Origin of the sequence: Streptomyces sp. NPDC090083 (assembly GCF_044747445.1) — a bacterium.
In the GTDB taxonomy this organism is placed as follows: Bacteria; Actinomycetota; Actinomycetes; order Streptomycetales; family Streptomycetaceae; genus Streptomyces.
The window spans coordinates 418,143-436,598 of record NZ_JBIVED010000007.1 but is presented as its reverse complement, the minus strand read 5'-3'; the positions used below and the strand labels follow the sequence as shown (position 1 = coordinate 436,598).

Here is an 18,456-nt window from a genome sequence, read left to right as displayed (position 1 = left end):
CGGCCGTCGGTGTGGGGGGATGCGCGGAGGGACGTGCAGGGGACGTGTGGGGGCTCAGCGGGGCCGGGCGGGGCCGGTCAGTGGGCTCCGGTGCCGGTCAGGGACCGTACCTCCAGCTCCGCGTACTTGCCGGTGTCCGGCTCCTCCTTGGAGAGGATCGTGCCGAGCCAGCCGAGCAGGAAGCCGACGGGGATGGAGATGATGCCGGGGTTCTCCAGGGGGAACCATTGGAAGTCGACGTGGGGGAACATCGACGTCTCCTTGCCGGAGACCACCGGCGAGAACAGGACCAGGCCGACCGCGGTGACGAGGCCGCCGTAGATCGACCAGAGGGCGCCCTGGGTGGTGAACCGCTTCCAGAAGAGGCTGTAGAGGATCGTCGGGAGGTTGGCGGAGGCGGCGACCGCGAAGGCCAGGGCGACCAGGCCGGCGACGTTCAGGTCGCGGGCGAGGGCGCCCAGGACGATGGAGACGGCGCCGATGCCGACGGTGGCGTAGCGGGCGGCTGCCATCTCCTGTTTCTCGGTGGCCTGGCCGCGCTTGATGACGTTCGCGTAGATGTCGTGGGCGAACGACGAGGACGAGGCAAGGGTCAGCCCGGCGACGACCGCGAGGATCGTGGCGAAGGCGACCGCCGAGATGGTGGCCAGGAGGATGGCACCCCAGTTGGAGTCGACTCCGCCCAGATGCAGTGCCAGGAGGGGGGCGGCCGTGTTGCCCGCCTTGTTGGAGGCGATGATCTCGTCGGGCTTGATCAGCGCGGCGGCGCCGAAACCGAGGGCCAGGGTCATCAGGTAGAAGGCGCCGATCAGGCCGATGGCCCAGTTGACCGACTTACGGGCGGCCTTGGCGGTGGGCACCGTGTAGAAGCGGATCAGGATGTGCGGCAGTCCGGCGGTGCCGAGGACCAGGGCGAGGCCCAGGGAGATGAAGTCCAGTTTGGTCGTGCCGGTGGCGCCGTACTTGAGGCCGGGGTTCAGGAAGGCGGACCCCTTGCCGCTGTTGGAGGCGGCCTTGCCGAGCAGGTCGGAGACGTTGAAGTTGAACTTCAGCAGCACCAGGAAGGTCAGCAGCAGCGCGCCCGCGATGAGCAGGCAGGCCTTGACCATCTGGACCCAGGTGGTGCCCTTCATGCCGCCGATCGTGACGTACACGATCATCAGGACGCCGACCAGGGCGACGATGCCGATCTTGCCCGCGTCGGTGGTGATGCCGAGGAGCAGCGAGACCAGGACGCCCGCTCCGGCCATCTGGGCCAGCAGGTAGAAGATCGACACCACGATGGTGGAGGTGCCGGCCGCGGTGCGGACCGGGCGCTGCCGCATGCGGTAGGCGAGGACGTCGCCCATGGTGTAGCGGCCCGAGTTGCGCAGTGGTTCGGCGACCAGGAGCAGGGCGACCAGCCAGGCGACCAGGAAGCCGATGGAGTACAGGAAGCCGTCGTACCCGAAGAGGGCGATCGCTCCGGCGATGCCGAGGAACGACGCGGCGGACATGTAGTCGCCGGAGACGGCGAGGCCGTTCTGGAAGGCGGTGAACTGGCGGCCGCCCGCGTAGAAGTCAGCGGCGCTCTTGGTCTGGCGGCCCGCCCATACGGTGATGACGAGCGTCGCGGCGACGAAGACCGCGAACAGGGTGATGATCAGCGGCCGGTGCTCGCTCGCCTCGCCTGCGGCGAGGGTGATCGCGGGGCTCATGCGCCGTCCTCCATCCGGGACTTGATGGCTTCCGCCTTGGGGTCGAGCTTCGCGGCGGAGTACCGCGCGTACCACCAGGCGATGAGGAACGTGGTGAGGAACTGGGCGAGGCCCAGGACCAGGGCGACGTTGATGTTGCCGACGACCTTGGTGTCCATGAAGTCGCCCGCGTAGTTGCACAGCAGCACGTACAGCAGGTACCAGACGATGAAGGCGACGGTCAGCGGGAAGGCGAAGGAGCGGTGGGCGCGGCGCAGTTCGGCGAACTCCGCACTCTCCTGGACCTGTTCGAACTCCTCGGTACTGGGGAGTTGGCGTTCGGCTTTCGAGGGGGGTGGTGTCTCGGTGGCCACGGTGTCTCCTCGCGTTGCGGACCTGCGGGTACTGAGTCGGCTTGGCGCTTCCTGCCCAAGGGCACGGCGCCGCACCCCGACCGGTTCAACTCCTTTGACTTCTTTCGGTAGTCGTCTTTGGGAAATCATTGCTGGCCAGCCGTCGCGGGAGATAGCTTCGGGTCTGCACCACTCGTCATGTACCTGCCCGAGCACCAATCGTGTCTCGGGCCGTTTCGTTTCCGGATGATGTGGAGATCCCATGGCTCATCTGCGCCCCAGACGCCGGCTCGCCCTCGCCGTGCCGGTCGTGCTGTCGCTGACCGCCTCGCTCGGTTTCCTCCCGTCCGCGGCCTCGGCGGTCCCGGCCGCGGAGACCGGGACAGCGGTCCAGGCCGCCGACGCCCCGACTCTTGCGTATGTGGTCAACACACGGCTGGACCACCGGACGATCAACTCGGTCAAGAAGGCGGTCAATGCGGCCGGCGGCACCATCGTGGTGACGTACGAGAAGATCGGCGTGATCGTCGTCCACTCGGCGAACCCGGACTTCGGTCCGGCCATCCGCAAGGTGCCCGGTGTGCAGTCGGCCGGCGCCACGCGCACCGCGCCGCTGAGCCTCGCCTCGACGACCGACGAGGGCGCGGTGCAGTACCTCTCCAAGGACCAGGCCGCGAAGACGGCGAAGGCCTCCGCGGCCGCCGGTGACAGCGAGCCCCTGGAAGCCGACCAGTGGGACCTGCCGGCGATCGGCGCCGACAAGGCCGCGAAGGTCAACCCGGGCAGCAAGAGCGTGACGGTCGCCGTCATCGACGTCGGCGTGGACGACACCCACCCGGACATCGCCCCGAACTTCTCCCCCTCGCAGTCCGCGAACTGCGTGGGCGGCAAGGCGGACACCACGTACGGCTCCTGGCGTCCCGTGGACTCCGCCCACTACCACGGCACGCATGTTGCGGGCGAGATCGCCGCCGCCCGCAACGGCATCGGTGTGGCGGGCGTCGCGCCGGGCGTGAAGGTCTCCGGGATCACGGTGGCCCAGCCGGACTCGACCCAGTTGTTCTACCCGGAGAGCGTGGTCTGCGCGTTCGTGTTCGCCGCGGACCACGGCGTGGAGATCACCAACAACAGCTACTACGTTGATCCCTGGCTGTACAACTGCATGAACGACCCCGATCAACGTGCCATCGTGGACGCGGTCAACAGGGCCCAGCTGTACGCGCAGAGCAAGGGCACGCTCAATGTCGCGGCGGCCGGCAACTCGAACGACGACCTCGACTCCCACGCCCTCGTCGACGACTCCAGCCCCGACGACTCGACCGCGACGACCCGGACGGTCGACCCGCACGAGTGCTTCGACGTACCGACCCAGCTGCCGGGCGTCGTCACGGTCAGCTCGGTCGGCGTCAAGAAGGCCAAGTCGTACTTCTCCAGCTACGGCAAGGGCGTCATAGACGTGGCGGCGCCCGGCGGCGACGCCCTGCAGATCCCGGACACCCCGTCGAAGAACGGCCGCATTCTGTCCACCCTGCCGAACAACTCGTACGGCTATCTCCAGGGCACCTCGATGGCGACCCCGCACGTCGCCGCGGTGGCCGCGCTGCTCAAGTCGACCCACCGGCACGCCGGTCCGGCTCAGCTGCAGGCGCTGCTGAAGGCCGAGGCGGACAACCCGGGCTGCCCGACCGAGCCTTACGACACCAACGGTGACGGCGTCGTGGACGCGACCTGCGTAGGCGGCAAGCGGGTCAACGGCTTCTACGGGTTCGGCATCGTCAACGCGCTGCGCGCGGTGAAGTAGCCGACTCCTCACCCTGTTCACGGGCCGGGCGGACTTCCGCCCGGCCCGTTCGCGTCCGTACAGCCATGAGTACAGCCGTGCGTACAGTCATCCGTACATATATTGATTGAATCAATACTGCATAGTTCAATCATGACTGATACCGATGACGTCGATGGCATCAAGGTGGCATGGACAGCGATGGGCGGCGATCCCGCCCTGCTCTCGCGCGTCTCGACCGTCGCACGCGCGGGAGCACTGCAAGCACGCCTTCCCGTACGGGAGTTGGCGCGGGCCTGCGTGGGAGCGTGCGCGCTGGCCGCCGCCGAGCTGGGGGCGCAGCGGGCCGGGCTCCCGGAGGTGCCCGGGGTGCGGGTGGACGACGGGGCCGTGGCCACGGCGTTCGTCAGTGAGCGTCATCTGTTGATCGACGGTCGGGCGCCGGTCAACTTCGCGCCGCTGTCGCGGTTCTGGCGGACGGCCGACGGGTGGGTCCGCACCCACGCGAACTACCCGCACCACCGGGCGCGACTGCTGGGCGCGCTGGAGCTGCCGGAGGACGCCGGCGTGGAGACCGTGGCCGACGTGCTCGCCGAGCGGTCCGCCCTGGAGGTGGAGCGGACGGTCTACGGCGCCGGGGGCCTCGCGGTCGCGCTGCGCACGGCGGAGGAGTGGGCCGCGCATCAGCAGAGGGCCGCGGTCGCCGCCCGGCCGCTCGTCGAGCGCGAGCAGATCGGGACGGCACGCGCGCGCGTACTGCCGTCGCTCGACGGCGACCCGTCGCTGCCCGCCGCCGGGGTGCGCGTGCTCGACCTGACCCGGGTCATCGCGGGCCCGGTCGCCACGCGGACGCTCGCGCTGCTCGGTGCGGACGTGCTGCGGGTGGACACCCCGCGGTTGCCCGAGGACCCGGACGCGCACGCGGACACCGGGTTCGGGAAGCGGTCGACCCGGCTGGACCTGGGTCTCGCCGCCGATCGGCGTACCTTCGGGGAGTTGCTCGAACGGGCGGACGTGGTCGTCACCGGGTACCGGCCGGGCGTCCTGGACCGGTTCGGGCTCTCCGCCGGGGCGCTGCTCGACCGTAGGCCCGGGCTGGTCGTGGCGCAGTTGTCGGCGTGGGGCGGGTACGGGCCGTGGGGTGAGCGGCGGGGGTTCGACAGCCTGGTCCAGGTCGCCACGGGCATCGCGGCGACCGAGGGGACACCGGAGCGACCCGGCGCGCTGCCCGCGCAGGCCCTCGACCACGGGACGGGGTATCTGCTGGCGGGCGCGGTGCTCCGGGCGCTCACGGAGCGGTCGGAGCGGGGCGGTGGCATCGCCCTGCGGCTGGCGCTCGCGCGGACTGCCGGGTGGCTGATCGCGGGCGAGGGCGTACGGGCCCGGGCGACGGCTCGCGAGCGGGGCGCGCTCACCCGCGACGACAGCGGGACGGCGTACACCCGGCCCGACGCCTGGCTGGCCGAGACGGACAGCGCCATCGGGCGTCTCCGGCACGCCCTGTCGCCGGTGTCGTTCACCGGTGGGCCCTCGAACTGGACGCGCCCGCCGGGGCGTTGGGGCACGGATCCGGCGCGGTGGGCCTGATTCCGCAGGTGGCCGCCAACGCCTTCACGGACGAAATACGGCTCTTCAAGTCATTCAGTTGCACTTGCCCGGTTCTGTGACGGCTGGTGAAGATCTTTGTGTGACTCTGATACGACCGACTGTCGAAGCGGCCGACACCAGCGGCCCCGGGCGGCGCCCCGGTACGCGTCGGGCCGTCGCCGTGCTGGCCCTGGTGGTCCTCGCCGCACTGATCCCGCTGCTCGGCCCGTCCGCCGCGCTGCACGGCACCGGGGATGCCGCCGCGCCCGGCGCCGGGGGCATCGCGCTGCTGAGGTCGGTGCTGTTCGGGGCTTTGTGCGTGCCCCTGGGTGAGCTGTTCGTGAACCGGCTGGCGCGCACCGTGCCCGGCGCTCCCCCGAACGGTCCCCTCAGCTGGGCCCGGTACGCGTCCGGTGCCGGTGTCGTCGCCGCGCTGGGGCTCGCGTGGTTCGCGGCGACGGGCAGCCTGACCCGGGCCGGCCTCGACGGCCTCTACCGGTCCCGGGACGGCAGGCTCGCCCTTCTGGAGGCCGGCGCGTTCGCCGTGGCGGCCCTGTGCGCGCGGTCCCGGCGGCCCGGCGTGCAGGTGTGGCCCCTTGCCGCCGTGGTTCTCGCGGAGGCGCTGCGCGCGCACCCGGCGGGCGAGTACAGCCCCCTGGTCGGCTCCGAACTGACCCTGGTTCATCTGACGTGCGCGGCCCTGTGGGTGGGCGGCCTGCTGCATGTGCTGCGCACACTGCGACAGTGGCGGGGCACCGAGGCGGGCACCGCGCTGCTGGGTCTCTACGCGCGCGTGGCGGTCGTCCTGCTCGCCGCGATCACCGCCACGGGGGTGTGCAGTTCGCTGCGCAGAATGCCGGTCGGCACGATCCTGGACCAGCTGACGACGACGGCGTACGGGCGCACCCTGCTCGCCAAGGTGCTGCTCGTCGCCGCCGTCGCCGTCCTCGCGCTGTGGGCCCGGTCCCGGCTGCGGCGGGCCGCGGATCCGCTGACCGCCTGCTCACCCGCGCGGGCGGAGGTCGCCGCCCTGGGAGTGGTGGTCGTGCTCTCCGGGGTGTTGACGGCGTTGCCGGTACCGATCCGCTGGCATTGATCAGCCGTTGGTGACCAGGACCTTCAGGGCCGTGCGCTCGTCCATCGCCTTGTAGCCGTCGGGCACGCCCTCCAGGCCGACCGTGAGGTCGAAGACGGGCGACGGGTCGATCGTGCCGTCCAGAATGTCGGGCAGCAGTTCCGGGATGTACGCGCGGACCGGCGCGACCCCGCCGCGCAGGGCGATGTTCCGGTCGAACATGACCCCGAGGTCGAGGCCGGTGCCGCTGCCGTGCGGTACGCCGACGAAGCCGATCGCGCCGCCGTCGCGCGTGATCTCGACGGCCGTGCGCATGGACTGCTCGGTACCGACGGCCTCGACGACGGCGTGCGCGCCCTGGCCGCGGGTGAGTTCACGGACGGCCGCGACGGCCTCCTCGCCGCGTGCGGCGACGACGTCGGTGGCGCCGAAGCGGCGGGCGATGTCCGTACGGGTCTCGTGGCGGCCGAGCGCGATGATCCGCTCGGCGCCGAGGCGCTTGGCGGCGAGCACGGCGCACAGGCCGACCGCCCCGTCGCCCACGACCGCGACGGTGGCGCCCTTGCCGGCGCCCGCGCCGAGCGCCGCGTGGTGGCCGGTGCCCATGACGTCGGACAGGGTCAGCAGCGCGGACAGCAGGCGGTCGTCGGAGGCCGCCTCCCTGGGCAGCCCTACGAGGGTGCCGTCGGCGAAGGGCACGCGCACGGCCTCGCCCTGGCCGCCGTCGTAGCCCACGGCGCCCCAGAAGCCGCCGTGCACGCAGGAGGTCGTGAGGCCCTCGCGGCAGTAGTCGCAGACGCCGTCCGACCACATGAAGGGCGCGACCACGAGGTCGCCGGTCCTGACTCCGGTCACCTCGGAGCCGGTCTCCTCGACGATCCCGAGGAACTCGTGCCCGATGCGCTGCCCCGGCTTCCGGGCCGCCTCGCCGCGGTACGCCCACAGGTCGCTGCCGCAGATGCAGGCGCGCAGCACCCGGACGACGGCGTCGGTCGGCAGCTGGACCAGGGGCTCGGGCACGTCCTCCACGCGCATGTCGAACGGGGCGTGGATGGTGGTGGCGCGCATGAGGGTCCTTCTCGTCGCGGAGGTGCTGGTGGGGTGCGCTCAGGGGGTGGTCGAGCGCACTTCACGGTACGCCGCCGTCGGTGCGCGGCGCTCGGCGAGGGTGCCGAGCACGCCCTGGACCAGCAGGAACTGTGCGGCGACGTACGTCAGCATGATCCAGAAGTCGGGCCTCGGAGGCTGCGGCCAGTCGGCGACGCCGGTCGCGATGAGGGTGTCGGAGACCATGAAGAGGGCTCCGCCGAGCCCCGCGACGAGGCCGAGCCGGACAGCCGCCGCGCACGCCATGGCGGTGAGGAGCGCGCTGTAGACGGCCACGGGGACACGCAGGTCCGCCGGGAGGTCGGGCCACAGCAGCGTGACGGTGACGGCCAGGGCGACGGCGTACCCGGCGGCGAGGAGACCGGCACGCACGCGTGGAGCACGTTCGAGGCCGCCGTCCCTCCTGAAGAGGGCGAGATAGCAGACGTGGCCCGCCGCGAAACAGGCCATGCCGGCGAGGAACGCGGGGTCGGCGTCCGAGAGCAGCAGGGTGTCGCCGCCCCAGCCGAGGAGAAGTGCGGCGACGAGGAGCCGGGGCGCGCCGCGCAGGGCCGCGTACGCGGCGAGGAGCGGCATCAGGAGGGGCTTGGCGACGACGTGGGCGAGGTGGTGGCCGACGGCGAGCGCGAGCAGGTCCACGAGGGCGGCGAGGCCGAAGGCCGCCAGGAGGACGTGCTGCGCGGCCGGGCGTCCGGGACGTGGGTTCACGCGGCCGCGGTCTCCTCGGCGGCCGGAACACCCTGGTCCACGGCGGGCGCCGGCTGCCAGCCCGGCCCCCGGAAGACGCGTCCCGCGCGCTCGCGCCAGCCGGCCGCCGCCCTCAGGTCCTTGGCGATGGCGACGTACTCGTGGGTGGCGACCTTGATCGGGTTGAACGTGTTGATGTTCTTCGTCAACCCGTAGACCGGCCGCTCGACCTCCGGCACGAAGGACCCGAAGAGGCGGTCCCAGAGGATGAGGATGCCGCCGAAGTTGCGGTCCAGATAGCCGCCCTGGGAGGCGTGGTGGACGCGGTGGTGGGACGGGGTGTTGAAGACGAACTCGAACCATCGGGGCATCCGGTCGATCCGCTCGGTGTGGATCCAGAACTGGTAGACGAGGTTCACCGAGGAGCAGAACGCGAGCGCGGCGGGATGCACGCCCAGGGCGACGAGCGGGACGTAGAACGGCCAGACCGTGAGGGTCGTCCAGGGCTGGCGCAGGGCCGTGGTGAGGTTGAACCTGCGGCTGGAGTGGTGGACGACGTGGCAGGCCCACAGGATGCGGATGACGTGGTGGCCGCGGTGGGACCAGTAGTAGAAGAAGTCCTGTCCGAGCAGCATCAGCGGGATCGTCCACCACAGGACGGGCACGCGCAGGGGGGTGAGTTCGTAGATCGCCGTGTAGATCGCGACGATCGGGATCTTCCAGAGGAAGTCGAAGACGAGGCTGCCGAGCCCCATGCCGACGCTCGTCGCGGCGTCCTTCGCCTCGTAGCCCGCCGCGTCCTCGTCGGGATGGACGCGCACGCTGATCATCTCGATCACGGTGAGCAGCACGAAGGCGGGTATCGACCAGAGCACGGCATCGGGCAGGTTCGGCATGGATGAACCGTAGGACCGCGCATCGGCCGCGACTAGACGTTGTTACCCACAAGTATTACTCGGGGTACGCGCTTGCTTGTTGGTGATCTCCGCCAACGCGTCACGCTCCCGCGGCCCCCAGGAGCGTCCCCGCCACGTACGTCACGGCCATCGCCAGCGCTCCCCCGGCCACGTTCCGCGCCATCGCCGGTCTCGGGGCGGCCGCGCCGAGGCGGGCGCTGGCCCAGCCGGTGAGGACGAGGGCCGCCAGGGACGAGACGACCGTGACGCCCAGGCGCCAGTCGGCCGGGGGCAGGACGATCGCCAGGAGGGGCAGCAGGGCGCCGACCGTGAAGGACAGGAAGCTCGCCCCGGCGGCGTGCCAGGGGTTGGTGAGGTCGTCGGGGTCGATGTTGAGCTCCACGCGCGCGTGGGCGCGCAGCGCGTCGCGTTCCGTGAGCTGGGCCGCCGCCTCCATGGCCACGTCCCGGGTCAGCCCGCGGTCCTGGAGGAGTTCGGTCAACTCCTCCAGTTCGGCCTCCGGCTGCTCCTTCAGCTCGCGCTTCTCCATGGCCAGGGCGGCCTTCTCCGAGTCGCGCTGCGTCGAGACGGACACGTACTCCCCCGCCGCCATCGACATGGACCCGGCGAGGAGACCCGCGAGCCCGGCCGTCAGCAGTGCCGTGCGGTCGTCCGTGGCACCGGCCACGCCGACGACGAGTCCGGCGGTCGACAGGATGCCGTCGTTCGCGCCGAGGACCGCGGCCCGCAGCCAGTTCAGCCGGGAGCCGAGGCTGCCGCCGTGGGCCTCGGAGTGGGAGTCGCCGTTGGTTTCAGTCACCCCCGGAGGATTCCATCCCGGGCCTCACCACACCCGTACCGACGCTCCCCGCGCGAACACCGGACTCGTCGCGCCGACCGGCGGTTCGGCGAGGGGCTCCGCGATCTCGCTCACCAGGGGGCCGACCTTCGCCGCGATCGGGTCCAGGGCGCCGAGGTCGAAGCCGTAGACGCGGGCCGCGTTGCCGCCGAGCATGGCGGCGACCTCGTCGCGGGGCACGCGCGCGTACGCGAAGCGGAGGCCCTCCCTGGAGTACGGGTACGTGCCCTCGTCGTGCGGGAAGTCGCTGCCCCACATGATCTTCTCGATGCCGATGCGGTCGCGCAGGGGCACCTCGTGGGGGCGCATGAAACTGGCGCCCACGAAGCAGTTGTCGCGCCATACCTCCGACGGACCCCGGCCCATGGAATCGGCCAGTCCCGCGCCGAACTTGGACTCCGCCGTGGACGCCTTCGTGGCCGCCGCGACGAGCCGCCCGTGGTAGTAGTCCAGCATGTCCAGCACCCCGGGTATCCACCCGGAGCCCTGCTCGGTCAGGACCAGTCTCAGGTCCGGGTGGCGGCGGAAGGCGCCGCCGAAGATGAGGTGCCACAGGGCGCGGTGCGAGAACCAGGTCGTCTCGACCATGTACACCGCGCGGGCGGCCGGTTCGTCGCCCAGGGGCGGGGACGCCGAGCCCGCGTGGTGGTTGACGGGGACGCCGAGTTCCGCGCACACGGCCCAGATCGGGTCGTACACCGACGAGTACAGCTCCGGCAGTCCGGAACCCGGAGGAGTGCCCGGCAGCAGGAGTCCGCCCCGGAGGCCCGCCGCGACCGCCCACCGGATCTCCTGGACGGCCTCCTGGACGTCGTTGAGGAGGATCTGGAAAACGCCCGCCCGCCGGCCCGGCGCGGCCGCACAGAAGTCCGCCAGCCAGCGGTTGTGGGCGCGCAGGCCCGCCCAGCGGCGCCGGAACTCCTCGGCCGTGGGCGCGGGCGCCATCAGGGAGCCGGACGGGAAGAACGGCGGGATGGTGTTCGGGAAGACGACCTCCGCGACGATCCCGTCCTGCTCCAGCTCCGCGATCCGCCGCGCGGAGTTCCAGTTCCGGTCGGCCGTGTCGGCGACCAGGTCCTCGTACGGATTGACGTACGTGGCCGCCCACGCGTCGAACTCGTCGTGGTACCGCTGCTCCAGGTAGGGCCTGTAGTCGAGGAGGTCGGCGCCCGCGTGGCAGTCGGCGGAGACGACCGTGTACCGGTCAGCGCCGTCGGGACCCGCGGAGTCCAGAGGGTCCGTCGCGCTCATGGCGTCGCCCCCAGGACCGGGAAGTCGTGATCGGTCAGCCAGTGCCGCCCCACCTCCCGCGAGCGCGCCCAGGACGCCGTCACGGCCTCCTGGTCGTCCTGCTGGCCGAGTTCGGCGGGCGTCGGACCGATCCGGCGGGCCAGCGGCGTCAGCGCGGCCACGTCGAAGCCGAAGGCGTCCGCCGCCGCGAGGCCCAGCATCCGGCGGGTCTCGGCCACCGGGATGTCATGGAAGGTCCGCTTCAGCCACGCGCGCGTGTCGGGCCAGGTGCCCTCGGGGTGCGGGAAGTCGCTGCCCCAGAGGATGTTGTCGACGCCGATCTCGTAGCGCTGCGCCAGTTCACGGCGCTTGGTGTTGGTGGCGCAGATGAAGACCTGCCGGTCGAGGTACTCGTGCGGCGGCCGCTTCAACTCGGCGAAGGGCGACAGCTTCTTGCCGCCGTGGGCACCCAGGTAGAGGCGGTCCATGAACCACAGCTGGTTCGGCAGCCACCAGCAGCCCGACTCCGCCACACCGAACTTCAGACCGGGATGGCGTTCGAAGACACCGGACCAGAGCAGGAACCAGAGCGGCCGGGCGGGCCACCAGGTCACCTCGCTCACGTAGATGCCCAGGTGGTCGCCGTACTCGTGGCGGGGCGCCGCCCCGGAGTGGGTCAGTACGGGCATCCCGCACTCGGCGGCGGCCGCCCACACGGGGTCGTAACGGCGGTCGTGGTAGGGCTCCTTGTCGACCCACATGGAGGGGATCATCAGCGCGCCGAGACCGGACTCCCTGGCGCGGCGGATCTCCGCCACGGCCTTCTCCACAGGGGCCGTTATCGGCAACAGGGCGACACCGCAGTGCCGTTCGGGGTGCTCGGAGACGAACTCGGCGAGCCAGCGGTTGTGCGCCTGGGCACCCGCCATGCCCAGCTCGGGGTCCTGGTCGCCGGAGAGGCCGAGTCCGACGCCGAAGGGCGCGGCCGTCTGGCTGTCCACGGCGTCGGCGTCCGGGAAGACCACCTCGGCGGCCACCCCGTCCCCGTCCAGCTCCTTGAGGCGCTGCGCGGTGTCCCAACCGCCGCGCAGGCCCTCCTCGTTGTCGTGGAACCACTTGGCGGCGAACGCCTCGTTGCGGATGCCCAGCCGGGTCATCTCCTCGCGGCGCCGGTCGCGTCCGGCGAGGAACTCGTCGAAGTCCCGGTGGAACCGGGCGTCCAGATAGGGCCGGTACTCCTCGGTGGGCAGCCCGGCGTGGCAGTCGGAGGAGATGATCAGGTACGGCTCCTGGTCGGTCACAACAGCCCCCTCAGTCCAGGATGAAGCTCTCGAGGTACGACGGGTTCGTCCGGTCGAGCATGGAGCCCGCCCGCGCCCGGATCTGGGCGTCGCTGTGCTCGCTCTGCGGCAGCAGCCAGAAGCGGTCCGCGCGGATGCCGTCCACCACGAGGTCGGCGACCTCCTCCACGGGCGTGAAGGCGACCTCCTTGCCGGCCTCCTTCATCGCGCTCTCCCACTGGTCGAGGCTGCGGTACGGCGTCCTGCGCGGGCGCTCCTTGGCGTACCGGGCGGGCCGGTTGCGGTGCGACTCCCACAGCCCGGTGCGCAGCATGTGCGGCCCGGGGAAGAGCACCGAGGCACCCACACGCGCGTGCTCCGCCCTCAGGTGCGCGTACAGGGACTCGGTCATGGTGACGACGGCCGCCTTGGTGACGGCGTACACGGAGGCGGTGGGCAGCGGGGCGATCCCGCCGTCCCCGGAGGACGTGTTGACGACATGACCGGGTTGACCCGACGTGATCATCCTCGGGAGGAACGCCTGGATGCCGTGGAAGACACCCCACACGTTGACGGCGAACGCCCACTGCCAGTCGTTCGGTTCGTGCTCCCACATCCGGCCCTCGGCACCCGAGCCGACCCCGGCGTTGTTGCACAGGACGTGGACGGCGCCGTACGTCTCGTAGGCCGACTCGGCCAGATCCAGGACCTGTTGGCGTACGCCGACGTCGACCACGCGCGCGTGCACGTCGGCTCCGTCGGCGCGCAGGTCCGCGGCGGCCCTGTCGAGGGCGCCCTGCTCGACGTCGGCGAGGACCACCTTGAGTCCCTCGGCGGCGAACCGCCGTGCCATCGCGAGCCCGATCCCGCTCGCCGCCCCGGTCACGACGGCGACCTGCCCCTCCCTCAGCTCCATCAGACGCTCCCCTCGGGAGGCCCGTCGTGGATCTGGAGCGGGTCGTCGTAGCGCTGGTGGATGTACGGCAACAGGGCCTGCGCGTCGACTCGTTCGACGACCTTGCCGCGCTGGTCGCTGGTCTTCTCGCCGATGGTGATGTCGACCAGGGTGCGCACGGGCAGGTCGGCGACCGGGTCGTACATGGACTCGCGCAGGACGACGTCCCCGGTGACGCGTTCCAGCCTGCGGACCTTCTCGTTGCGCAGGCAGTGCACGAGCACCGGGTCGGCGTCGAAGCCCGAACCGTCCACCGCGGGAAGGAACTTGAAGTAGAAGTCGGTCTTCCGAGTGGGCCCCGGGAGGGGCAGTTCCTCGCTGACCGCGCCGCGCACCTCGACGAAGGCGATGCCGTGCCGGGCCAGGGAGGCGTGCACGACGAGGCCCACGCGCTCGACGGTCACCTCGCCGAGTTTCTTGGGCTCCCCGAAGACCTCGCGTCCGCCCGTGAGGGCCCGTTCGTGGGTCATCGGCATCACCAGGGGGTACCAGCCCTCGACGCCGTCGTGCGCCGCGGCGACCGCCAACGAGCCCGCGCCCAGCGGGTATCCGGTCAGTTCGACCTTGCTGATGTTCACCCGGACCAGGGGTCGCCCGGTGGGCTTGAGGGGCGGCGGCAGGACCGCCGCGACCGCGTCCGGGTCGCTCTCCCAGACGGCCACCACACCGGTGGACCAGATGTCGGGAAGTCTGGAACTCGCCGTGCGCGCGGCGGCGATCTCCGCCTCGGTCCGTGCCCCGTACCGTACGCGTGCCATACGCCGTACCGCCCTTCGTAGGCCGTCATCCGTCAGGCGGGCAGCACGTTCGCACCGGGCGGGCAAAAGGTCCATAGCCACGCGCACGCGCATTCGGCGGACCCGAACGGGCGGGCGGGCCGGGCGACCTGAGGGACAGGGCTGTCAGTGGCGGCCCGTATCCTCAGTGACCATGCTCGAAGACCACTCGCCCGCAGTGTCCGCAGCCACTCCGTGGCCGGCCGCGTATCCCCAGGGGTACGCGGTAGTTGACGTGGAGACCACCGGCCTGGCCCGGGACGACCGGATCATCTCCGCGGCCGTCTACCGCCTGGACGCGCTCGGCGAGGTCGAGGACCACTGGTACACGATGGTCAACCCGGAGCGCGATCCCGGCCCCGTGTGGATCCACGGTCTGACGAGTGACGTCCTGGAGGGCGCGCCCCTCTTCAAGGACATCGCCGACGAGTTCGCGATCCGCCTGGAGGGCCGCGTGCTGGTCGCGCACAACGCGGTCTTCGACTGGCAGATGATCGCCAGGGAGTACGCGCGCGTGCAGATCGATCCGCCGGTCCGTCAGCGCCTGTGCACCATCGCCCTGTCGAAGGAGCTGAGCCTCCCGCTGCCCAACCACAAACTGGAGTCCCTGGCCGCGCACTTCGGCGTCGTGCAGCAGCGCGCGCACCACGCGCTGGACGACGCGCGCGTGCTCGCCGAGGCGTTCCGGCCCAGCCTGCGCGCGGCGGCCCAGGGCGGGGTGCGGCTGCCGCTGCACGAGTGCCGGCCGCTGACCGAGTGGGCGGACCGCCCCACCCCCCGGATCGGCCGGCAGGCGGGCGGCTACAGCGGCTACGGGGCGGGCAGTTGGCGCCCCGCGCGCAAGCGCCCCGCGTGCCCGTACCCGAACCCGGGGCGGTTCGAGGACGGCAGGCCGCTCAAGCAGGGGATGCGGATCGCGTTCTCCGGGGACACGTCCATCGAGCGCGAGCTGCTGGAGGACCGCGCCGTGGAGGCGGGCCTGCATGTCGCAACGAGCCTGTCCCGACTGACCAGCCTCCTCGTCACGAACGACCCGGACTCGGGCACCTCGAAGGTCGTCAAGGCCAGGCAGTTCGGCACACCGGTGGTGGACGAGGCGGCGTTCGGACAGCTGCTGCGGGACGTCGAGGCGGCGGACTGACCGTACGGACGGGTGATTGTCGTACGACTCGCCCCGCGCGCGCTCGCCCGTGCCGGGCGGACGGCCCACCCTGTGGCGCATGGCGAGATGCGAAGTATGCGGCAATGATTACGGCATGAGCTTCGAGGTGCACGCGCAGGGCGCGGTGCACGTCTTCGACTGCTTCTCCTGCGCGATCCATCGCATGGCCCCCATCTGCGAGCACTGCCGGGTGCAGATCATCGGCCAGGGCGTGGAGGTCGAGGGCCACTGGTTCTGCGGGGGCCACTGCGCCCGGGCGGAGGGGATGGTGGGGATCATCGACAAGGTGTGAGCCGCCGGCCTTCCGGAATCCGCGACCCGTATGCCTTCCGGTACCCCCCTGAATGCGCCCCACGACCGAGTTGTACGGTCGTGGGGTGTACCGCTTCCTGATGTCCCGGCAGTGGGTGATCCTCGCGTTGATCACCCTTCTCCTGATCCCGACGATGATCAGGCTGGGCATCTGGCAGATGCACCGCTACGAGATGCGCAGCGCCCGCAACCAGCTGGTGACGGACGCGCTGCACGCCGAGCCGGTCCCCGTGGAGTCGATCAGCTCCCCCGGGCACGCGGTCACCCGTACGGAGAAGTACCGCACCGTCACCGCGACGGGCACCTTCGAGACCTCTCAGGAAGTCGTCGTCCGGCGTCGTACCAATGACGACGACGAGGTCGGCTTCCACGTCCTCACCCCGTTCGTGCTGACGGACGGCAAGGTCGTGTTGATCAACCGTGGATGGATCCCGGCGACCGGCGTACAGACCGCGTTCCCGAAGATCCCCGCGCCGCCGGGCGGGAAGACCACTGTCACCGGGCGGCTGATGGCCGACGAGACGACCGCCGCGAGCGGCATCAAGGACATCAAGGGCCTGCCCGACCGCCAGATCATGTTGATCAACAGTGCGGAGCAGGCGCGGCGCCTGCACGCCACGGTGCTCGGCGGCTACGTGGAGCAGACCGCGCCCGAGGCGAAGGGCGGCTCCCCGGAGCAGATCTCCGACCCGGGCAAGGAGGACGCCCCGCTGAACTACGCCTACATGATCCAGTGGTGGCTGTTCGCGGCGGCCGTACCCGTCGGCTACGTGGTCCTCGCCCGCCGCGAGGCACGCGACCGCCGGGAGGCGGCGGCGAAGGACGAGGAGACGGCGGAGGCCGAGCCCGCGACCGTGTGAGCCGCGCCTCTCTTCACCCGCCCGGCCCCGAACCAAGATTGCTGCGTCGGCAGGGAGGGAACCCGCACCCCGTGCACCCACGTATCGAGGACTACGCCCTCATCGGCGACGAACAGACCGCGGCCCTGATCGGCATGGACGGCTCGGTCGACTGGCTGTGTCTGCCGCGCTTCGACTCGGCCGCCTGCTTCGCCAGACTGCTCGGCGACGAGGACAACGGCCACTGGCGCATCGCCCCCGCCGGAGCGGATCGCTGCACCCGCCGCGCCTACCGCCCCGACACCCTCGTCCTGGACACGGAGTGGGAGACCGACGAGGGCACGATCCGCGTCACCGACCTGATGCCCCAGCGCCACCGCGCGCCCGACGTCGTACGCATCGTCGAGGGCCTGAGCGGCAAGGTCACCGTCCGGAGCACCATGCGGCTCCGCTTCGACTACGGCGCGGTCGTGCCGTGGATGCGCAGGTCCGACGGGCACCGAGTGGCCGTCGCGGGCCCGGACTCGGTGTGGCTGCGCAGCGAGCCCGAAGTGCACACCTGGGGCGAGGACTTCGGCACCCACTCGGAGTTCACCGTCGAGGCCGGCGAGAAGGTCGCCTTCGTCCTCACCTGGCACCCCTCGCACGAGCCCCGCCCGGCGCTCGTCGACCCCTACGAGTCGCTCCGCGCCAGCGTCACGGACTGGCAGGCCTGGGCGGGCCGCTGCCGCTACGACGGCCCCTACAGGGACGTCGTCGTCCGCTCCCTGATCACGCTCAAGGCCCTCACCTACCGCCCGACGGGCGGCATCGTCGCCGCGGCCACCACCTCCCTCCCGGAGGAGATGGGCGGCGTGCGCAACTGGGACTACCGCTACTGCTGGCTGCGCGACTCGACCCTCACCCTGGGGGCCCTGGTCGCGGCGGGCTACCACAAGGAGGCGGAGGCCTGGCGCGACTGGCTGCTGCGTGCGGTCGCGGGCGACCCCGCCGACCTGCAGATCATGTACGGCGTGGCGGGCGAGCGGCGGCTCCCCGAATTCGAGCTGCCGCACCTCTCCGGGTTCGGCGGTTCGGCACCCGTACGGATCGGCAACGGCGCCGTCGACCAGCTTCAACTCGACGTCTACGGGGAGGTGATGGACTCCCTGTGGCTGGCCCGGCGGGCGGGTCTGTCGCCCAAGCCGCACATGTGGTCCCTGCAGAGTGTCCTCCTGGACTGGCTGCGCGACCGGTGGAAGCAGCCGGACGAGGGCCTCTGGGAGGTGCGCGGCGGGCGCCGGCACTTCGTGCACTCCAAGGTGATGGTGTGGGTGGCCGCCGACCGCGCGGTGCGCACCCTGGAGGAGTACGCCGACCTGCCGGGCGACCTGGAGGGCTGGCGCGCACTGCGCGACGAGGTGCACCGGGACGTGTGCGAGAAGGGCTACGACCCCGAACGCAACACGTTCACGCAGTACTACGGGTCGCAGGAACTCGACGCCGCCCTGCTGCTCATCCCCCGCTTCGGCTTCCTCCCGCCCGACGACCCGCGGGTGATCGGCACGGTCGACGCGGTCCGCGAGGCGCTCGGCCACGACGGCTTCGTCCGCCGCTACGACACCGCGGCCGACACTCCGGTGGACGGGCTCCCCGGTGACGAGGGCGCCTTCCTGGCGTGCTCCTTCTGGCTCGTGGACGCCCTCCAGATGACCGGTCGCAGGAAGGAGGCCCGGGTGCAGTTCGAGCGCCTGGTGGGCCTCGCGAACGACGTGGGACTGCTCGCGGAGGAGTACGACCCCGTGGCCGGCCGCCAGCTGGGCAACTTCCCGCAGGCGTTCAGCCACATCGGCCTGGTGAACACCGCCCTCGCCCTGTTCGGGGACGAGGAGGCAGGATAGAG

General features: G+C 71.3%; 17 protein-coding genes. 7 read left to right on the top strand and 10 right to left on the bottom strand.

Going from position 1 to position 18,456, the window contains the following annotated elements:
• Positions 1 to 77: 77 nt before the first annotated feature.
• On the bottom strand, positions 78 to 1,697 hold the full coding sequence (locus ACIPTO_RS26300) for a cation acetate symporter (protein WP_366319271.1): 1,620 nt from the start codon (positions 1,695 to 1,697) through the stop codon (positions 78 to 80).
• Positions 1,694 to 2,050 carry a DUF485 domain-containing protein gene (locus ACIPTO_RS26295; protein WP_366319273.1) on the bottom strand — a complete coding sequence of 119 codons (357 nt, stop codon included), beginning with the start codon at positions 2,048 to 2,050 and terminating at the stop codon, positions 1,694 to 1,696. The genes ACIPTO_RS26300 and ACIPTO_RS26295 overlap by 4 nt, the downstream gene beginning before the upstream one ends.
• A gap of 241 nt (positions 2,051 to 2,291) precedes the next feature.
• Between ACIPTO_RS26295 and ACIPTO_RS26290 the strand changes: the two genes are divergently transcribed.
• The 3 genes from ACIPTO_RS26290 to ACIPTO_RS26280 all read left to right on the top strand — a co-directional run bounded on the left by ACIPTO_RS26290 (position 2,292) and on the right by ACIPTO_RS26280 (position 6,492).
• Positions 2,292 to 3,830, top strand: coding sequence for a S8 family peptidase (locus tag ACIPTO_RS26290; protein WP_401196093.1), 1,539 nt, complete (start codon positions 2,292 to 2,294; stop codon positions 3,828 to 3,830).
• Between the two features lie 132 nt (positions 3,831 to 3,962).
• Positions 3,963 to 5,396, top strand: a complete 1,434-nt coding sequence (locus ACIPTO_RS26285; protein WP_401196091.1) for a CoA transferase — start codon at positions 3,963 to 3,965, stop codon at positions 5,394 to 5,396.
• 100 nt (positions 5,397 to 5,496) lie between these two features.
• Positions 5,497 to 6,492 carry a CopD family protein gene (locus ACIPTO_RS26280; protein WP_401196089.1) on the top strand — a complete coding sequence of 332 codons (996 nt, stop codon included), beginning with the start codon at positions 5,497 to 5,499 and terminating at the stop codon, positions 6,490 to 6,492.
• Here ACIPTO_RS26280 and ACIPTO_RS26275 read toward each other — a convergent pair whose 3' ends face one another.
• From ACIPTO_RS26275 to ACIPTO_RS26240, 8 genes are all read right to left on the bottom strand, one after another.
• On the bottom strand, positions 6,493 to 7,539 hold the full coding sequence (locus ACIPTO_RS26275) for a zinc-dependent alcohol dehydrogenase family protein (RefSeq protein WP_401196086.1): 1,047 nt from the start codon (positions 7,537 to 7,539) through the stop codon (positions 6,493 to 6,495).
• 39 nt (positions 7,540 to 7,578) lie between these two features.
• Positions 7,579 to 8,286, bottom strand: a complete 708-nt coding sequence (locus tag ACIPTO_RS26270) for a lysoplasmalogenase (protein ID WP_401196084.1) — start codon at positions 8,284 to 8,286, stop codon at positions 7,579 to 7,581.
• The gene (locus ACIPTO_RS26265) at positions 8,283 to 9,161 is read right to left on the bottom strand and encodes a sterol desaturase family protein (RefSeq protein ID WP_401196082.1); all 879 of its coding nucleotides are present in this window, start codon (positions 9,159 to 9,161) and stop codon (positions 8,283 to 8,285) included. The genes ACIPTO_RS26270 and ACIPTO_RS26265 overlap by 4 nt, the downstream gene beginning before the upstream one ends.
• Positions 9,162 to 9,261: 100 nt before the next feature.
• On the bottom strand, positions 9,262 to 9,981 hold the full coding sequence (locus tag ACIPTO_RS26260) for a VIT family protein (RefSeq protein ID WP_401196080.1): 720 nt from the start codon (positions 9,979 to 9,981) through the stop codon (positions 9,262 to 9,264).
• Between the two features lie 24 nt (positions 9,982 to 10,005).
• The gene (locus ACIPTO_RS26255) at positions 10,006 to 11,271 is read right to left on the bottom strand and encodes an amidohydrolase family protein (protein WP_401196078.1); all 1,266 of its coding nucleotides are present in this window, start codon (positions 11,269 to 11,271) and stop codon (positions 10,006 to 10,008) included.
• The gene (locus ACIPTO_RS26250) at positions 11,268 to 12,551 is read right to left on the bottom strand and encodes an amidohydrolase family protein (protein WP_401196076.1); all 1,284 of its coding nucleotides are present in this window, start codon (positions 12,549 to 12,551) and stop codon (positions 11,268 to 11,270) included. The genes ACIPTO_RS26255 and ACIPTO_RS26250 overlap by 4 nt, the downstream gene beginning before the upstream one ends.
• Before the next feature lie 10 nt (positions 12,552 to 12,561).
• The gene (locus tag ACIPTO_RS26245) at positions 12,562 to 13,446 is read right to left on the bottom strand and encodes an SDR family NAD(P)-dependent oxidoreductase (protein ID WP_401196073.1); all 885 of its coding nucleotides are present in this window, start codon (positions 13,444 to 13,446) and stop codon (positions 12,562 to 12,564) included.
• Positions 13,446 to 14,243: an acetoacetate decarboxylase family protein gene (locus tag ACIPTO_RS26240; RefSeq protein WP_401196071.1), complete on the bottom strand. Its 798-nt coding sequence runs from the start codon at positions 14,241 to 14,243 to the stop codon at positions 13,446 to 13,448. The genes ACIPTO_RS26245 and ACIPTO_RS26240 overlap by 1 nt, the downstream gene beginning before the upstream one ends.
• Before the next feature lie 172 nt (positions 14,244 to 14,415).
• Here ACIPTO_RS26240 and ACIPTO_RS26235 point away from each other — a divergent pair, with 172 nt between their 5' ends.
• The 4 genes from ACIPTO_RS26235 (at position 14,416) to ACIPTO_RS26220 (ending at position 18,454) form a co-directional block, all read left to right on the top strand.
• Positions 14,416 to 15,402 carry a DEDDh family exonuclease gene (locus tag ACIPTO_RS26235; RefSeq protein ID WP_401196069.1) on the top strand — a complete coding sequence of 329 codons (987 nt, stop codon included), beginning with the start codon at positions 14,416 to 14,418 and terminating at the stop codon, positions 15,400 to 15,402.
• Between the two features lie 79 nt (positions 15,403 to 15,481).
• Positions 15,482 to 15,715, top strand: a complete 234-nt coding sequence (locus tag ACIPTO_RS26230) for a hypothetical protein (protein ID WP_078623033.1) — start codon at positions 15,482 to 15,484, stop codon at positions 15,713 to 15,715.
• Positions 15,716 to 15,800: 85 nt separating this feature from the next.
• Positions 15,801 to 16,595 carry an SURF1 family protein gene (locus tag ACIPTO_RS26225; protein ID WP_401196066.1) on the top strand — a complete coding sequence of 265 codons (795 nt, stop codon included), beginning with the start codon at positions 15,801 to 15,803 and terminating at the stop codon, positions 16,593 to 16,595.
• 71 nt (positions 16,596 to 16,666) lie between these two features.
• Entirely contained in the window at positions 16,667 to 18,454 is a 1,788-nt protein-coding gene (locus tag ACIPTO_RS26220) for a glycoside hydrolase family 15 protein (protein ID WP_366319301.1), read from the top strand.
• Positions 18,455 to 18,456: the final 2 nt, after the last annotated feature.